We start from the raw sequence: 16,520 nt of genomic DNA on the forward strand, positions 1-16,520 counted from the left end.
CCCACGCCCGGCCAACGTGTCCGCGGCGTGGGTTCTATGACCTAAATCACCCTAAACCCACTCAAAACGGAGAGTCTTCATTATGTCTTCCTCGTCGCCCGTGATCGATCTCGATGAGCTCGGCGAGGCGCTCGACGGCGTCCTGATCCGTCCCTCCTCGCCCGGCTGGGACGCGGCGCGGGCCGCCTGGCAGCTCGCCGTCGACCAGCGGCCCGTCGCCGTCGTGCGGGCGGCCTCCGCCCGCGACGTCGTGACGACCGTCGAGACGGCGGCCAGGCTCGGCCTGCGGGTCGCGCCGCAGGCGACCGGGCACAACGCCGCCCCCCTCGGGTCCCTCGACAGGACGATCCTGCTGCGTACGTCGGCGATGCGGGGAGTCGAGATCGACGCCGGGCGCCAGGTCGCCAGGGTCGAGGCCGGCGCGCTGTGGGCGGACGTCACCGCGGCGGCGGCCGCCCACGGCCTGACCGGGCTCGCCGGCTCGGCCCCGGACGTCGGGGTCGTCGGGTACACCCTCGGCGGCGGGCTGTCGTGGTTCGCCCGCCTGCACGGCCTGGCGGCCAACCACGTGCTGTCGGCGGACATCGTCACCGCCGACGGCGAGCTGCGCACGATCGACGCGAGGCGCGACGCCCCGCTGTTCTGGGCCGTCCGAGGCGGCGGGGGCGGCTTCGGCGTGGTCACCGCCCTGGAGTTCCGGCTGTTCCCGATCACCCAGGTCCACGCGGGCACGCTGCTGTGGCCGATCGAGCGCGCCGCCGACGTCCTGGGCGCCTGGTGGGAGTGGGCCGGGTCGGTGCCGGAGACGGTGACCTCGCTGGGCAGGCTGCTGCGGCTCCCGCCGATACCGCAGATCCCCGAGCCGCTTCGCGGGCGCTCCTTCGTCGCCGTCGAGGCGGCGTGCCTGCTGGACCCCGCCTCGGCCGATCTCCTGCTCGCCCCGCTGCGCGCGCTCGCCCCCGAGCTGGACACCGTCCGCCCGACCCCGATCACCGAGCTCGGCGCGCTGCACATGGACCCGCAGGAACCGACCCCGGTCACCGGCGACGGTCTCCAGCTGGCCGGATTCCCGCCCGCCGCCCTGGAGGCCCTGCTGCGCGTCGCGGGACCGCGGGCGGACATCCCGCTGCTCACCGTCGAGCTGCGCCATCTCGGCGGGGCGCTGACCCCCGGGCGGACGGCGGGTGGCGCGGTCTCCGGCATGGACGCGGAGATCGCCGTGTTCTCCGCCGGGATCACCCCGGACGCGGACGCGGTGGCCGCCGTGCACGTCACCCTCGACGAGGTGAGCGCCGCCCTCGCCCCCTGGAAGGCCGAGACCGCCTACCGCAACTTCACCGAACGGTCCGGGCCGAGGTTCGACCGCCTGGAGACCCACATCAGGCTGCAGAGGATCAAGGCCGCCTACGACCCCGCCGACCTGATCCACGCCAACCACCCCGTCACACCAGCCGGGTAGACCCCCGGAACGTGTCCGTGAGGAGCGATCCGGCCGCCCGGGGCATGTCCGGCCGGTTCGCGGCGATCCGCCTGAGGCCCCCTGTCGTGGGGTCATTCCTCCGCGTCGCGGACCAGGAGCGCGATCTGCACCCGGTTCTCGACCGCCAGCTTGGCGAACAGGCTGCCCGTGTGCGCCTTGACGGTCGCGACGCTGATGTGCAGCCGCTGGGCGATCTCCGGGTTGCCCAGCCCGTCCGCGATGGCCCGAGCGGTTTCGAGCTCCCGTTCGGTCAGCGCGGACAGCTGTCTCCGCGCGGCCTCGCGGGACGAGTCGCGAGCGTGGGAGGACCCCGGGCCGGTGGCCGCGGCAATCACCCGTGCCGTGGCCGCCGGGGACAGCACGGGGTCGCCGTTCGCGACGGCCCGTACCGCGTCGAGGATCCGCGCCGGTGGGGTGTCCTTGAGGACGAACCCGAGTGCTCCGGCGCGCAGCGCGCCGAGCACCAGATCGTCGGAGTCGAACGTGGTCAGCATGAGCACCCGCGGCGGGGCCGGTCGGGTGAGGAGTTCCCGGGTCGCGCTGAGACCGTCACGGCCGGGCATCCGCACGTCCATCAGCACGACGTCCGGCCGCTGCTCGTCCACCACGGTGATCGCGGTGTCCCCGTCGGCCGCCTCCGCGACGACGGTCAGGTCCGGTTCGCCGTCGACGATGAGCCGCAGCGCCATCCGTACCAGCTGATCGTCGTCGACGATGACGACACGCACCGGCTCCCGTTCGCCGTCCACTTATGGCCTCTTCTCGTCGGTGGGGTTCGGCCAGGGCAGTCGTGCGGTGAGGACGTACCCGTTGTCGGGTGTGGGGTGGTGGTCGAGCTTCCCGCCGGCGAGGTCGACTCGTTCGGAGAGGCCGAGCAGGCCGAATCCCGATGCCGGTGGTCGCGCGTCTCTCGTGGTGGCCGGGGAGTTGCGGACGCCGACGTCGAGTTCGCCGCCCGCCGTTCCCGCGAGGGTGATGCGCACGTGCGCGCCCGGGGCGTGTTTGGCGGCGTTGGTCAGCCCTTCCTGGACGATCCGGTAGCAGGTCCGCCCGACGACGTCGGGCGGTGTCCCCGTCACGGTGCCGGTGAACGTGACGTCCAGTCCGGAGGCGCGGGCGTCGTCCACCAGGGCGGGGATCCGATCGAGGGAGGGTTGCGGTGGTTCCGGGTGGCCCGGGTCGGCCCGGAGCACGCCGAGGACGTCCCGTAGCTCCTCCAGGGCCTGGTGGGAGCCGTCGGCGATGCCGCGGACCAGCACGCGGTTCTCCTCGGCCGTGAGGTCGCCGCGGTGGTCCAGCACTCCGGCCTGCATGGCGACCAGCGAGATCCGGTGCGCGAGCACGTCGTGCATCTCGCGGGCGATCCGGTTGCGTTCCAGGGCCCGTGCCTGCGCCGCCCGTGCGGCCTGTTCCCGTTCGGCGCTCTCCGCCCGGTCCCGCAGGGACCGCACCTCGACACGCCGCGCGCCGACGGCCATGCCCGCGGCCACCGCGATGCCCGCGATCAGTGCCGGGAACGCGAGCTGGAACCACAGCAGGCCGGGCGGGCTCTGGATCGGAATCGGGTAGAACCTGCCGGAGAACTGTGAAGCGGTCACGAAGGCCAGCCCGACGACCCCGATCTCCACCGGACGGCGACGGGTGGAGATCGAGCCCAGCGCCAGAAGCGCGGCGCCGGTGGCGAGTGTCGACGCGGTCGAGGCGATCACGACCGTCATGGCGACGGCGAGCGGGAACCGCCGCCGCCACAGCAGCGCCGTCAGGCAGCCGAGAGCCACCAGCGGATCACCGGTGAGGAACCACGAGCCCGTCTCGGCCCCCTGCCCCCGCATCAGCACGCCGGTGGAGAGCCAGAACGCCACGCCCACCGCCGCGGCCGACAGCAGCCGCCATGTCTGCTGCCACCACCCGAGCCGTGGCGCGAGGCCAGTGTCCACCTGGTCATTATCGCAACCCCGTGCGGCCGGTCGGTGAGACCGGGGACCGGCGCGCCCTCGACCGGAGTCGAACCACCACCTCGCCCGTGGTCGAAGACGATTCGAGCCTCCGGGCCGATGTGCCGGCCGCGGCGAGCGGACAGACTCGTTCACGTGCCGCGACAAACCGGAAACGAGATGGAGAAACACGATGCGTAAGGGAGGTTTCGCAGCCCTTGAGGCGGCCGGGATGGTGATCACGGCCCTGTCCGCCCAAGCGGTGATCCACGGTCTGCTCGACCAGGACTCCGAGCTGCTGCGGGGCCTCCTCGACCGGGTTCCCGGCGGTCTCACCGGCCGGTTGATCTTCCTCGGGCTCGTCGCGCTCGTCGCGATGACGGCCGGTGGCTGGGCACACGTCCGCCGGGAACCGGACGCCGAGCGGGCCGGTGATTCCGGGGGAATTCGCGGCCGGGAAACGGCCTGACGGGGGAATTCGCGGCCGGGAAACGGCCTGACGCCGTCCGGGTGACGGAATCGCCCCTACGACACCACCGGCGGAACACCGGGAGCGGACGGCCCCTGACACACGATCCGGGACCGGTCCTCACGGTGGGACGCGGCCAGACGGTGGTGGTGGCCTGTTCGACCACGGCACGCGGCCGGCGGGCGTTCCGAACCCGCGTTCCAGCGCGCCCCTCGCACCCTTCGCGCCCCTCGCGCCCCTCGCACCCTTTCAGGAGGACACCAAGATGCACTCACCCCTGTCCCTCACTCTCGCCGCCACCACACTGGCGGCGACCATGATTTCCGGAATACCGGCGGCGTCGTCGTCGGACACCCTGCGGTGGGGCCCGTGCCCGAAGGAGGCCGCCTCGCCCCGTCTCAGGTGCTCGACGCTCGAAGTCCCGCTGGACTACCGGAATCCGGACGGCCGGAAGATCGAGATCACGATCTCCCGGATGGCGAGCGAGAAACCGTCACGGCGCCGCGGCGTGCTGCTGACCAATCCGGGCGGCCCCGGTGCCGGGGGAATCGGCTACCCGGTCATCCTCGCCACCTTCGGGCTGCCGCAGGAGGTGGCGGACTCCTACGACGTGATCGGCTTCGACCCGCGCGGCGTCGGCCGCAGCTCGCCGGTGACCTGCGATCTGACGCCGGAACAGCTGGCACGCGGCAACTTCCCGCCGTACGCGCGCACCGCGGCCGACGTCACGCGGGCGGCGGGGAACGCGCGGGCCATCGCCGAGCAGTGCGCCACCTCGCCGACGGCGTGGATGCTGCCGCACGTCACCACCGCGAACACCGCGCGCGACATGGACCGGATCCGGGCGGCCCTGGGCGAGCCGAGACTGTCGTACCTCGGTGGTTCCTACGGCACCTACCTCGGCGCGGTGTACGCGACGATGTTCCCGGGGCGCGGCGACCGGATCGTGCTCGACAGCAGTCTGGGCCCCCGCGGCTACGGCGTGACGGCCATGCGGTCGTTCGCCCGTGGGATGCAGGACCGGTTCCCGGACTTCGCGGCGTTCGTGTCCGCGCGCCCCGAGTACGGGCTGGGCACCACACCGGAGCAGGTGACCGCGAAGTACTTCGAACTCGCGGAGCGGCTGGAGGCGGCACCGGTCCAGGGCGTCGACGGGACGTTGTTCCGCGGGATCACATTCGACCGCCTCTACAGCGACGCGACCATGCCCCTGCTGGCCGAGACCTGGCGGGCGCTCGACACGGACCGGCCGCTGCCGCCCGGCCCGCCGCTGACCGCGCCGGAAAACGCCACGGCCAGCCGTTACCACGTCATCTGCGGTGATTCGCGGTGGCCGAGGACGGTCCGGAGGTATCAGAAGAACGTCGCGGCCGACCGGCTGAGGTACCCGATGCTGGGCGGGTCCACGGCCAACGTCGGACCGTGCGCGTTCTGGCCGGACGGGCGGGCCGAGCCGCCGGTGCGCATCGGTGACCGGGGCCCGTCGAACGTGCTCATGGTGCAGAACGAGCGCGACCCGGGAACGCCGCTGGCCGACGCCCGGGAGCTGCGGCGGGCCTTCGGGAAGCGGGCCACGATGGTGACGGCCGACCAGGGCGGGCACGGCGTCTATCCCTTCGGCCCCAACACGTGCGCGAAAGACGCGGTGACGCGATTCCTGACCGACGGGAGGCGCCCGGCGCGGGACCTCGCCTGCGCGGTGGAACCGGGCGAGTAGCGGGGGCGGGGTCGTGTCCGAGGAGTGGCGGCGTCATCGGGCCGTACGGCGGGTCGAGCCGGGAGGCGGGCGCCCTCCTTCGCGGGGCCGTACCCGCCGGTGAGACGGCCGAGCCGGCCGGGACGCACGGAGCGTCCCGGGACCGGGGAGGCGTGATCGACGTCCACCGGCCCCGGTGAGCGAAAAGGTGAGCGGAAAACTGTATGAGCGCTGTTATATTAGCGCTATGACATCTTTGGATCCCACCGCCTCGCCAGGACGGTGGGACACGGTCCACGCCCTGCTGACCTCCCTGGACGCCCAGATCGAGTCGCTGTACACCGATCGGGGCATCCGGGGGGTCCGTCCCCGGTTCGCCTATCCGCTGATCCGCCTCGCGCACACCGGGCCGCTCACCATCCGTGAGCTGGCCGGCTCGCTGGGCCGCTCGCACTCCGCGATGAGCCAGACGCTCACCGCGATGCGGCGCGAGGGGCTGGTCGACTCCGAGTCCGGCGCCGACGCGCGCACGCGCCGCGTCACCCTGACCGAGCGCGGACGCGCCCTCATCCCCTTCCTCGAAGCCGAGTGGCGCGCGACCGAGGCCGCCGTCGCCGAGCTCGACGACGAGATCCCGTACGCGCTCAGCGCCGTCGTCGCCGAGCTGGAGCGCGCCCTGGATCGGCGGCCCATGCGGGATCGGATCCTGGCCCACCTCGACGAGCCCCCCGCCGCCCCGGCGTCCCCGGTGTTCCCGGCAGAGCCCCCGGCGTCCTCAGTTCCTTCGACTTCCCCGACGCTCCCGACGTCCCCGACGTCCTCAGTGCCCTCAGCGCCTCCGACGTCCCCGGGCGCCGAGGTGCCGGGGGAGCCGGGCCCGTGACCTGGCGTGAGCGGCTGATCGACGTCCGCCCCCTGCGGGCCAGCAGGCCGTTCCGTGACCTGTGGATCGGCTCCTCCCTCGCCTCGATCGGCCAGCAGATCGCCGGTGTCGCCGTCCTCCTGCAGGTCTGGGAGCTCACGCGCAGCCCGCTCTGGACCGGCGCCATCGGCCTCGCGACGGCCGTTCCCCTCCTCGTCCTCGGGCTGGTCGGCGGGTCACTGGCCGACGCCGTCGACCGCAGGACCCTCGTCCGAGCCACCACCGCGGGCCAGGTCCTGCTGGCCGCGGGCCTCGTGGCGCAGGCCGCCGCGGGCAACCGGTCGGTCCCGCTGCTGCTCGCCCTCGTCGCCGCGCAGTCCGGCTGCGCGGCGCTCGGAGCCCCGGCGAAGCACACCTTCCCCGTCCGGCTGCTCCCCGCCGACCAGGTCGCCGCCGGGCTCGCCCTGCAGAACGTCGCCTTCCAGGCCTCGATGCTCCTCGGGCCCGCCCTCGCCGGTCTCGTGCTCGCGCAGTGGCGGTATCCCGCCGCGTACGCGATCCAGGCCCTCGCCGGTGCGGCGGCGCTGGTCGCGGTGGTCCGGCTGCCGCCGATGGCCGTGCTGCGCGGCGGTGACGACCGGCCACCCGGGGACGGCGCGCGCCGGGGTCCGGCCCGAGGGGGCTGGGGGATCATCCTGCGGCGCCCCGCCCTCTGGGGCTCCCTCGCCACCGACCTCGCCGCCACCCTCCTGGCCATGCCGATCGCGCTCTTCCCGCTGGTCAACGAGATCCGTTTCGGGGGCGCCCCCCAGACGCTGGGGCTCTTCCTGTCCGCGCTCGCGGTCGGCGGGCTCGGCGCCGGGCTGCTCTCCGGGACCGTCACCCGGCTCCGTCGCGGCGGTCTCGTCCAGCTTCTCGCGGCCACGGTCTGGGGCCTCGCCCTCGCCGGATTCGGCCTGGCCGGGCCCCTCTGGCTCGCCCTCGGCTGCCTCGCCCTCGCCGGTGCGGCCGACACCGTCTCCGTGGTCACCCGGGGCGCGCTGGTCCAGCTTGAGACGCCCGACCGGTACCGGGGGCGGGTCTCCTCGGTCGAGCACGTCATCGGGGTCGCCGGTCCCGAGGCCGGCAACCTCCGCGGGGGAGTCCTCGCCTCGCTGACGTCGGCGCCCGTGGCGCTCGTCGTGGGGGGTCTGGGGGCCGCGCTCGCCGTCGTCGCCATCGGCCTGGTCAACCGGCCGCTGCGCGACTACCGCGTCCCGCCCGCGCACGACGGTCCGACGCCTCCGGAGGCGACCGCGACGCCTTCCGCGCAGACGACGGCCCGGTGAGCGGACGACGGGCCGGTGAGCGGCCCGGTCAGCGGCCCAGCTGGAAGGCCGACATCGGGATGTGCAGCCAGGTGGGCCGGTTGCGGGACTCGTACACCACCTCGTACGCGGCCTTGTCGAGTTCCAGGGCGCGCAGCAGGACGGCGTCCTCGGCGCGCAGGTGGCCGCCTCCGGCGGAGTAGCCCGCCAGGAAGGACGAGCGGTTGAGCTCGGCCCACTCCACCGCGCGGGGGCGGAGCTCGTCGGCGTTGGAGTGGTCGGCCAGCAGGTGGCGGGCGGCGTAGTCGAAGGAGCGGAGCATCCCGGCCACGTCCCGCAGCGGGGAGGACAGCGCTCGGCGCTCGGCGATGGGCTGGCCCGGCTCGCCCTCGAAGTCGAGGATGATCCAGTCGTTGTTGGTGCGCATCACCTGCCCGAGGTGATAGTCGCCGTGGACGCGCTGGACGGGCATCTCCCCGGCCACGTCGGAGACCCGCTGGTAGGCCTCCTCGGCGGCGTGGGCGTGCTCGCCGAGCGCGGGCACCTCGGCCACCGCGACGCCCAGGCGGCGGCGGAACTCCTCGACCATCCGCTTGACCTCCTGCGACTCGATCACGTCGGTCGGGAAGGCCTCGGCCATCTCCTGGTGGACCGTGGCGGTGGTCACCCCGAGGCGGTAGGCCTCTGAGCTGAAGTCGCCGCCCGCGTCGGAGGCTGAGGGCTCCAGGGAGCCGTACAGGTCGCGGACGCTGGCCAGGGCGAGGGCCCAGCCGTCGTTGGCGTTCGACAGGAACTCCTGGGTCATCGCCAGAGTGGTGGTCTCGCCGTCGAGGTCGGTCTCGATCCAGCCGTACGGCCGGGCGATGTGCGTGCCGTCGCGGCGGGCCAGCGCGGTGACGATCTCCAGCTCGGGGTTCACCCCGGCGGTGAGGCGGCGGAACAGCTTGCAGATGTAGGTGTCCCCGTACACCAGCGAGGTGTTGGACTGCTCTGCGCCGAGGACCAGGCTGCGTTTGGAGGTGTCGATCTCCACCCCGTCGAGGTGGCGGAAGCGGAGCCCGCCCAGGTCGCGGCCCTCGGCCATGCCTTCGAGCAGGGCGGCGGTGAGGTCGGCGTCGTAGGCGGCGTCGTAGTAGCCGCTACCGATGTGGGCCGGTTTGAAACGGGCCCACTCCGGCGCCTCGCTGCCGAGCAGCAGCTGGTAGCGGTCGCGCGCCCCCGACTGGTGGACGGAGATGATCAGGTGGCGCAGACGTGGTGACAGCTCCACGTCGGAATCGACGGTGAGGTCGTCGATCGGGCGCCCCTTACCGGCGAACCATCGTTGCTGGGTGATCCAACCGGTAAGGAGCTCCGTCAACACGGCTTTACGCCTCCTGGGACGCGGGTGGCAGGGTGAACCAGTAGAACCCATGCCCAGGAAGAGTCAAAAGATACGGAAGCTCGCCAATCGATGGGAAAGGAACTCCTCCCATCGTCTCCACCGGGACCGTTCCCTCGAAGCGGCGAAGATCGAGCTCCACCGGCTGAGGGAACCGGGACAGGTTGTTGACGCACAGCATCCGGTCGTCGCCGAGCTCGCGCACGAAGGCGAGGACGCTCGGGTTGGACGAGTTCAGCTCGGTGAACTCGCCCAGGCCGAAGACCGGGTGGCGCTTGCGGATGTCGATCATCCGCTTGGTCCAGTGCAGCAGCGATCCCGCGCTCCGCTGCTGCGCCTCGACGTTGAGCGCCTGGTAGCCGTAGATCGGGTCCATGATGACCGGGAGGTACAGGCGGCCCGGGTCGCAGTCGGAGAATCCCGCGTTGCGGTCGGGGCTCCACTGCATGGGGGTGCGCACACCGTCGCGGTCGCCCAGCCAGATGTTGTCGCCCATCCCGATCTCGTCGCCGTAGTACAGCACCGGAGATCCGGGAAGGGAGAGGAGTAACGCCGTGAACAGCTCGATCTGGTTGCGGTCGTTCTCCAGCAGCGGGGCGAGCCGCCGCCGGATGCCGACGTTGGCGCGCATCCTGGGGTCCTTGGCGTACTCCGAGTACATGTAGTCGCGCTCGTCGTCCGTCACCATCTCAAGCGTGAGCTCGTCGTGGTTGCGCAGGAAGATGCCCCACTGGCAGTTCTCCGGGATCTTCGGCGTCTGGGCCATGATCTCGGAGATGGGATAGCGCGACTCCCGCCTGACCGCCATGAAGATGCGCGGCATCAGCGGGAAGTGGAACGCCATGTGGCATTCGTCACCCCCGGTGGCGGAGTCGCCGAAGTACTCGACCACGTCGGCGGGCCACTGGTTGGCCTCGGCGAGCAGCACCCGGTCGGGATAGAGCCTGTCGATCTCCGCCCTGACCCGCTTCAGGTACTCGTGGGTGCGGGGCAGGTTCTCGCAGTTGGTGCCGTCCTGCTCGAAGAGGTACGGGATGGCGTCCATGCGGAAGCCGTCGATGCCCAGGTCCAGCCAGAAGCGCAGCACCTCCAGCATCGCGTCCTGCACGTCCGGGTTCTCGTAGTTGAGGTCCGGCTGGTGCGAGAAGAAGCGGTGCCAGTAGTACTGTCCCCGGACCGGGTCGTGGGACCAGTTGGACGTCTCGGTGTCGACGAAGATGATCCGGGCGTCCTTGTAGAGCTCGTCGTTGTCGTTCCAGACGTAGAAGTCGCCGAACGGCCCCTCGGGGTCGTGCCGGGAGGCCTGAAACCACGGGTGCTGGTCGCTGGTGTGGTTCATCACCAGGTCGGCGATGACCCGCATGCCGCGCTTGTGCGCCTCGTCGACCAGCTTCACGAAGTCTCCGAGATCGCCGAAATCAGGAAGGATCTTCATGAAGTCGGCGATGTCGTACCCGCCGTCGCGCAGCGGCGACTCGTACAGCGGAAGCAGCCAGAGGCAGTCGACACCGAGCCACTGGAGATAGTCCAGCTTCTGGATGAGACCGCGGATGTCTCCGGTGCCGTCGCCGTTGGAATCGGCGAAACCCCGGATGAGAACCTCGTAGAAGACAGCTCGCTTGAACCAGTACGGGTCGCGCGGCTTTTCCTCGTCGAAGGTGTTAGGAATTGGCTCAGGTAGCTGACTCACCAGTGACTCCCCGCTGTTCTGCCGGTATAGGCGTACCCGGCCGGCTCACCGCTGGTTCGCCGCCGCGGCACGCAGAGTGAAGACGTGCGCTGGGTTGATGTGGGGATCGAGACGCACGTAGTTGTCCTGCCGCCAGCGATACGACTCGCCCGACAGCTCGTCGTCCACGACGAACTCGGCTTGCCAGTCGAGACCGAGGGCGGGCATGTCCAGCGACACCGTCGCCTCATGGGTGTGGTGCGGATCCAGGTTCACGACGACGAGGACAACGTCGCCCAGGCCGTGCCGTCGTGTGGCCGTGTCGTAGGCGCCGGGCAACCGCTTGGAGAAGCAGATCACATCCGGGTTGTTGACGCTGTGAAACCGTAGATTACGCAGTTCCTGGAGTGCCGGGTGCGCTCTTCGGAACAAATTGAGTTGTGTGATGAACGGGGCAAGGCTACGACCTTCTCGCTCTGCCTCTACCCAATCGCGGGGTTTGTACTGATATTTCTCGCTATCAAGGTATTCTTCGCTACCCGGTCTAACCGGTACATTCTCCGCGAGTTCATATCCGGCGTACACGCCCCACGTCGGCATCGCCGTGGCCGCGAGTACTGCTCTGATATAAAATGCCGGGACTCCCCCGTGTTGAAGGTATTCGTGGAGAATGTCCGGAGTATTGACGAACACGTTGGGCCGCATGTAGTGCGACGTCTCGTGGGAGAGCTCGCCCAGATAGTCCTCGACGTCCGGGCGCGAGTTCTTCCACGTGTAGTACGTGTACGACTGGTGGAAGCCGACCTTGGCCAGCGTCCGCATCATCGCGGGGCGGGTGAAGGCCTCCGCCAGGAACAATACGTCAGGGTCGGTGGTGTGCACGTCGGCCAGCAGCTTCTCCCAGAAAGCCACCGGCTTGGTGTGCGGGTTGTCCACCCGGAAGATCCGCACCCCGTGGTCCATCCAGAGCCGCACGACCCGCCTGATCTCCTCGTAGATCCCCTTGGGGTCCCTGTCGAAGTTCAGCGGATAGATGTCCTGGTACTTCTTCGGAGGGTTCTCCGCGTACGCGATGGAGCCGTCGGCGCGGATGTTGAACCACTCCGGGTGCTCCTTGACCCACGGGTGGTCGGGCGCGCACTGCAGGGCGAAGTCGATGGCGACCTCCATGCCCAGCTCGCGGGTCTTCGCCACGAAGGCGTCGAAGTCCTCGAAGGTGCCCAGGTCGGGGTGGATGGCGTCGTGGCCGCCCTCCTCGGAGCCGATCGCCCACGGGGAGCCGGGGTCGTACGGCTCGGGGGTGAGGGTGTTGTTGCGCCCCTTGCGGAAGCTGTGCCCGATCGGGTGGATCGGCGGCAGGTAGACGACGTCGAAGCCCATCTTCGCCACGGCCGGGAGCCGCTTGGCGGCGGTCTGGAAGGTCCCGGACTTGGGGGCGACGCCCTGCTCGATGATCGCGCCCTCGGAGCGCGGGAAGAACTCGTACCACGACCCGAACAGCGCCCTGCGGCGGTGCACCAGGACCGTGCGCGGGGCCGACCTCGTCACCAGGTCGCGCAGCGGGTGGGCGCGCAGCATCGCCGCCGTCTCCGGCATCTGGGCCACGGTGAACCGGGCGCGCGGGTCGATCTCGGGGTCGCGCAGCCTCGCCGCGACGGCCTGCAGCGCGGCCCGGTGCCCGCAGACGTGCCGCTGCGCCACCTTGGGACGCCTGGCCGCCCGCGCCGCCGGGGTCCTGCCGCTCACCGGCTTGCCGGTCGCGGCCGTCCCGCCGGCGGGGCCGGTCGCCGGCCCGCAGTCGGCGGCCCGCACCGCCCTCGCCGCGCGGTCGAAGAGCCGGGCGCCCTCCTCGCACATCAGGTCGGCGTCCAGGTCACGCGGGATCTTGATTCCCGCGTCGTGCAACCAGGTGGCCACGGGATCGCTCCACGCCTCCACCCGGAACCGCCACTCACCCTCGGTGGGCAGCGTCACCTCCACGCCCCACCTGTCGGTGCCCGGGGCGAGCTCGCCCATGGGCAGCAGGGGGCCGCGCACGCCGCCGGGGCCGGTGAACACGACCCCTGCCGCGACCGCGTCGTGTCCCTCGCGGAACACGGTCGCGGAGATCTCGAAGGTCTCACCCGCGGCGGCCTTGGCGGGGCGGCGCCCGCAGTCGACCGTGGGGTGGATGTCCTGGATTGGGATTCGTCCGATCATCGCGTCTCAAGGTAGCGGCGGCACGCCCGGTACCGCCGGGGAAGTCAGCAAGGAAGGATCTTCGTTTTTTCAAGCATCCCCGGGCGGCCGGTCTCGGGGCAAGCCGAAGCCCGCCCTGATGGGACGGCCGGGTCCCGAGGGCAGTACGTTCTGACTCGTATCTCCGGTGCCCCAATAGTCCAGCTTCATGCGTCCCGCTGGATAGAGTGCGGCACCTCTTACTCTTCCGCGAGTTGTCCTAACAGTTGATCACCTCTCTTTGATGTGTTTGGGGTGGATTGATAGCGGTGAGAGGGAGACGCGTGAGTGTTCGGGTCGCCCTCGTGGCGCTGAGTAACTAGGGTCTGGCACCGTGAGAGCAATCCGCAGGTTCACCGTCCGCACCGTCCTGCCGCCGGAGCTGGCCTCCCTCGGCGAGCTCGTCCTCAATCTGCGCTGGTCATGGCATCCGGAGACACTGGATCTGTTCGGCGAGGTCGATCCGGCCATCTGGGGGCGAGTAGGGTACGACCCCGTCGCCCTGCTGGGCGCCGTGGAGGCCGCCAGGCTCCGCGAGCTGGCCGCCGACCGCCGCTTCCTGAGGCGGCTCGCCGACGCCGCCGACGACCTCCGCGAGTACATGACCGCCCCGCGGTGGTACCAGACCATGTCCGACGCGCCCAAGGCCATCGCCTACTTCTCCCCCGAGTACGGGATCGCCGCGGCGCTGCCGCAGTACTCGGGAGGGCTCGGCATCCTCGCCGGTGACCACCTCAAGGCCGCGAGCGACCTCGGCGTGCCCATCCTCGCCGTCGGCCTGCTGTACCGCCACGGCTACTTCACCCAGTCCCTCTCGCCCGAGGGCTGGCAGCTGGAGCACTACCCCTCCCTCGACCCCGGCGGGCTGCCGCTCACCCTCCTGCGGGAGGAGGACGGCACCCCGGTCCGCATCAAGATCAGCCTCCCCGAGCAGCGGACGCTGCACGCCCAGGTCTGGGTGCTGCAGGTCGGCAGGGTGCCGCTGCTGCTGCTCGACTCCGACGTGGCCGAGAACGACGCCGCCGCCCGCGACGTCACCGACCGCCTGTACGGCGGCGGCGGCGACCACCGGCTGCTCCAGGAGCTGCTGCTCGGCGTCGGCGGCGTCCGCGCCATCCGCGCGTACTGCCGGGTCACCGGGCACGCCGAGCCCGAGGTGTTCCACACCAACGAGGGCCACGCGGGCTTCCTCGGCCTGGAGCGCATCCGCGAGCTCACCGAGGCGAGGCTCTCCTTCGACGAGGCCCTGGAGGCGGTGCGGGCCGGGACCGTCTTCACCACGCACACCCCGGTGCCCGCCGGGATCGACCGCTTCCCTGCCGAGATGATCGGCCGCCAGTTCGGCGGCGAGAACGCCTGGCCCACGGTCCCCGTCGACCGCATCCTCGCGCTCGGCGCCGAGGAGGAGCCGGGCAAGTTCAACATGGCCGCGATGGGCATGCGGCTCGCCCAGCGGGTGAACGGCGTCTCCGAGCTGCACGGCGCCGTGAGCCGGGAGATGTTCCAGAGCCTGTGGCCGGGGTTCGACACCGAGGAGATCCCGATCGGGTTCATCACCAACGGTGTGCACGCCCCCACCTGGGTCGGCCGGGAGATCATGGAGCTGGCCGGCAAGGAGCTGCCCACCCTGGTCGACCGCGCCCAGGGCTGGGAGAGCATCGGCAAGATCTCCGACGGCGACGTCTGGGGCATCAGGGGGCGGCTGCGCGAGAAGCTCGTCGTCGCGGCCCGCGCGCGGCTGCGCCAGTCGTGGATCAACCGGGGCGCCTCGCCGGCCGAGCTCGGCTGGATCGACGACGCCCTCGACCCCGAGGTGCTCACCATCGGCTTCGCCCGCCGGGTGCCCTCGTACAAGCGGCTCACCCTGATGCTGTCCGACCCCGACCGGCTCCGCGCGCTGCTGCTCGACCCCGCCAGGCCGGTGCAGATCGTGATCGCGGGCAAGGCCCACCCGGCCGACGAGGGCGGCAAGAAGCTCATCCAGCAGATCGTGAAGTTCGCCGACTCCGAGGACGTGCGGCACCGCATCGTCTTCCTGCCCGACTACGACATGGCCCTGGGCCAGCTGCTCGTGCAGGGCTGCGACGTGTGGATGAACAACCCGCTGCGCCCGCTGGAGGCGTGCGGCACGTCCGGGATGAAGGCCGCGCTCAACGGCGGCCTCAACCTGTCCATCCGCGACGGCTGGTGGGACGAGTGGTACGACGGCACCAACGGCTGGGCCATCCCCACCGCCGACGGCGTCGCCGACCCCGACCGCCGCGACGAGCTGGAGGCCGCCGCGCTGTACGACCTGATCGAGCACGAGGTGGCCGACCGGTTCTACGACCGGGCCGACGGGCTGCCCCGGCGCTGGCTGGAGATGGTCAGGCACACCCTCGCCTCGCTCGGCCCCAAGGTGCTCGCCGGGCGGATGCTCCGCGACTACGTGGTCGGCCTCTACGCCCCGGCCGCCAAGTCCGCCCGCGCCCTCTCCGGTGAGGGGTACGAGCAGGCCAGGAGCTTCGCGGCGTGGAAGCTCAAGGTCGGCAGGGCCTGGCCGGGCGTGCGGGTCGAGCACGTGGAGGCCTCGGGCCTGGGCGACAGCACCCCGGAGCTCGGGACCTCCCTGGAGCTGAAGGCCACCATCGCCCTCGGCGAGCTGGAGCCCGGGGACATCCGGGTCCAGGCGGCCTACGGCCGGGTCGGCGACCACGACGACCTGGCCGCGCCCTCCTACGCCGACCTCACCGTCGAGTCCGAGGGCGACGACGGCAGGGCCGTCTTCGCCGGGACCATCCCCCTCGACCGCACCGGGCCCTTCGGCTACACCGTCCGGGTCGTCCCCGACCACCCGCTGGTGGCGTCGACCTCGGAGCTCGGCCTGGTCGCGGTGCCCGAGGAGCCCGTCGGCATGACCAACGGCACCCTGCGCTGACCGCGTGACCGTCCGGCGCCCGCGCCGGACGGCGAAGACCCCCGTGCCCCGCCCGGTTTCCGGGTGAGGGGCACGGGGGTCTTCGCGTTCACCGGACTTCGCGGCACCGATGAGACCGGATGAGTCCGGAAGTGTCCGCATGCCGACACGGTGAGTGGTGCGGTGGGTAGGGTTGAGCACTCGATCCCTGGCGCCCGAGAGAGGTTCCCGGCGCCGTGACCCCGGAGCACGCCTGATCGTGCGGCGGCCCGGTGGCGCGTGGCCCGCGGAGGTCGGTGCCGCGGGCCACGCGGAGAGACCCCGTGACGAGGGGTCAGGCGTCAGGCGTTGGCCTCCGGGGCGGCGCGGACCGGAGAGACCCCCATGGCGAAGGGGCGAGGGGACGGGGGATCAGGCGTTCGCCTCCAGGGCGGTGCGGACCGCGGACTCCAGGGCGCCCTCGATCCAGGAGTGCTTGAGCGAGGTGTGCTCGCCCGCGAAGTGCATCGGCGAATCCCCTCCGGTTCATACCTGGCACAGGATCCTCCCTTTCGTAGTCACTCTAAGTAAGCGAATGACTGCTATCGGTTCAATTTCAGGTATGCCGGG

General features: G+C 71.2%; 12 protein-coding genes. 6 read left to right on the top strand and 6 right to left on the bottom strand.

Annotated features, from left to right (window positions below):
* The first annotated feature begins 100 nt into the window (after positions 1–100).
* Positions 101–1,459 carry an FAD-binding oxidoreductase gene (locus ACSC1Q_RS18925; RefSeq protein ID WP_436760026.1) on the top strand — a complete coding sequence of 453 codons (1,359 nt, stop codon included), beginning with the start codon at positions 101–103 and terminating at the stop codon, positions 1,457–1,459.
* Between the two features lie 92 nt (positions 1,460–1,551).
* Here ACSC1Q_RS18925 and ACSC1Q_RS18930 read toward each other — a convergent pair whose 3' ends face one another.
* Both ACSC1Q_RS18930 and ACSC1Q_RS18935 read right to left on the bottom strand, forming a co-directional pair.
* Positions 1,552–2,229, bottom strand: coding sequence for a response regulator transcription factor (locus tag ACSC1Q_RS18930; protein WP_436760027.1), 678 nt, complete (start codon positions 2,227–2,229; stop codon positions 1,552–1,554).
* Positions 2,230–3,417, bottom strand: a complete 1,188-nt coding sequence (locus tag ACSC1Q_RS18935; protein ID WP_436760028.1) for a sensor histidine kinase — start codon at positions 3,415–3,417, stop codon at positions 2,230–2,232.
* A 190-nt stretch (positions 3,418–3,607) separates the two neighbouring features.
* Between ACSC1Q_RS18935 and ACSC1Q_RS18940 the strand changes: the two genes are divergently transcribed.
* The 4 genes from ACSC1Q_RS18940 to ACSC1Q_RS18955 all read left to right on the top strand — a co-directional run bounded on the left by ACSC1Q_RS18940 (position 3,608) and on the right by ACSC1Q_RS18955 (position 7,769).
* Positions 3,608–3,883: a hypothetical protein gene (locus ACSC1Q_RS18940; protein WP_436760029.1), complete on the top strand. Its 276-nt coding sequence runs from the start codon at positions 3,608–3,610 to the stop codon at positions 3,881–3,883.
* A gap of 265 nt (positions 3,884–4,148) precedes the next feature.
* Positions 4,149–5,600, top strand: coding sequence for an alpha/beta hydrolase (locus ACSC1Q_RS18945; RefSeq protein WP_436760030.1), 1,452 nt, complete (start codon positions 4,149–4,151; stop codon positions 5,598–5,600).
* A 226-nt stretch (positions 5,601–5,826) separates the two neighbouring features.
* Positions 5,827–6,462, top strand: a complete 636-nt coding sequence (locus ACSC1Q_RS18950) for a MarR family winged helix-turn-helix transcriptional regulator (RefSeq protein ID WP_436760031.1) — start codon at positions 5,827–5,829, stop codon at positions 6,460–6,462.
* Complete coding sequence (locus ACSC1Q_RS18955) at positions 6,459–7,769, top strand: MFS transporter (RefSeq protein WP_436760032.1); 1,311 nt, start codon at positions 6,459–6,461, stop codon at positions 7,767–7,769. Before ACSC1Q_RS18950 ends, ACSC1Q_RS18955 begins: the two co-directional genes overlap by 4 nt.
* A gap of 28 nt (positions 7,770–7,797) precedes the next feature.
* Here ACSC1Q_RS18955 and ACSC1Q_RS18960 read toward each other — a convergent pair whose 3' ends face one another.
* From ACSC1Q_RS18960 to ACSC1Q_RS18970, 3 genes are read right to left on the bottom strand one after another with little or no spacing between them, the layout of a single operon-like run.
* A complete protein-coding gene (locus tag ACSC1Q_RS18960; protein ID WP_436760033.1) occupies positions 7,798–9,111 on the bottom strand; it encodes a maltokinase N-terminal cap-like domain-containing protein in 1,314 nt (437 codons plus the stop codon).
* A 4-nt stretch (positions 9,112–9,115) separates the two neighbouring features.
* Positions 9,116–10,819 carry a maltose alpha-D-glucosyltransferase gene (gene treS / locus ACSC1Q_RS18965; protein ID WP_436760034.1) on the bottom strand — a complete coding sequence of 568 codons (1,704 nt, stop codon included), beginning with the start codon at positions 10,817–10,819 and terminating at the stop codon, positions 9,116–9,118.
* Positions 10,820–10,864: 45 nt separating this feature from the next.
* Complete coding sequence (locus ACSC1Q_RS18970) at positions 10,865–12,997, bottom strand: alpha-1,4-glucan--maltose-1-phosphate maltosyltransferase (RefSeq protein ID WP_436760035.1); 2,133 nt, start codon at positions 12,995–12,997, stop codon at positions 10,865–10,867.
* Between the two features lie 352 nt (positions 12,998–13,349).
* On the opposite strand from ACSC1Q_RS18970, the gene glgP reads away from it, so the two are divergent.
* Entirely contained in the window at positions 13,350–15,932 is a 2,583-nt protein-coding gene (gene glgP, locus ACSC1Q_RS18975) for an alpha-glucan family phosphorylase (protein WP_436760036.1), read from the top strand.
* 390 nt (positions 15,933–16,322) lie between these two features.
* Here glgP and ACSC1Q_RS18980 read toward each other — a convergent pair whose 3' ends face one another.
* Entirely contained in the window at positions 16,323–16,418 is a 96-nt protein-coding gene (locus ACSC1Q_RS18980) for an FAD-dependent oxidoreductase (protein ID WP_436760037.1), read from the bottom strand.
* Positions 16,419–16,520: the final 102 nt, after the last annotated feature.

It is taken from the genome of Streptosporangium heterodermiicola, from assembly GCF_051390675.1.
In the GTDB taxonomy this organism is placed as follows: Bacteria; Actinomycetota; Actinomycetes; order Streptosporangiales; family Streptosporangiaceae; genus Streptosporangium.

Excerpts from the sequence above, each read along its gene's own strand:
- ACSC1Q_RS18940 (WP_436760029.1), top strand. The coding sequence starts at position 3,608 with ATGCGTAAGGGAGGTTTCGCAGCCCTTGAGGCGGCCGGGATGGTGATC.
- ACSC1Q_RS18945 (WP_436760030.1), top strand. The coding sequence starts at position 4,149 with ATGCACTCACCCCTGTCCCTCACTCTCGCCGCCACCACACTGGCGGCG.
- ACSC1Q_RS18950 (WP_436760031.1), top strand. The coding sequence starts at position 5,827 with ATGACATCTTTGGATCCCACCGCCTCGCCAGGACGGTGGGACACGGTC.
- ACSC1Q_RS18970 (WP_436760035.1), bottom strand. The coding sequence starts at position 12,997 with ATGATCGGACGAATCCCAATCCAGGACATCCACCCCACGGTCGACTGC.
- ACSC1Q_RS18980 (WP_436760037.1), bottom strand. The coding sequence starts at position 16,418 with ATGCACTTCGCGGGCGAGCACACCTCGCTCAAGCACTCCTGGATCGAG.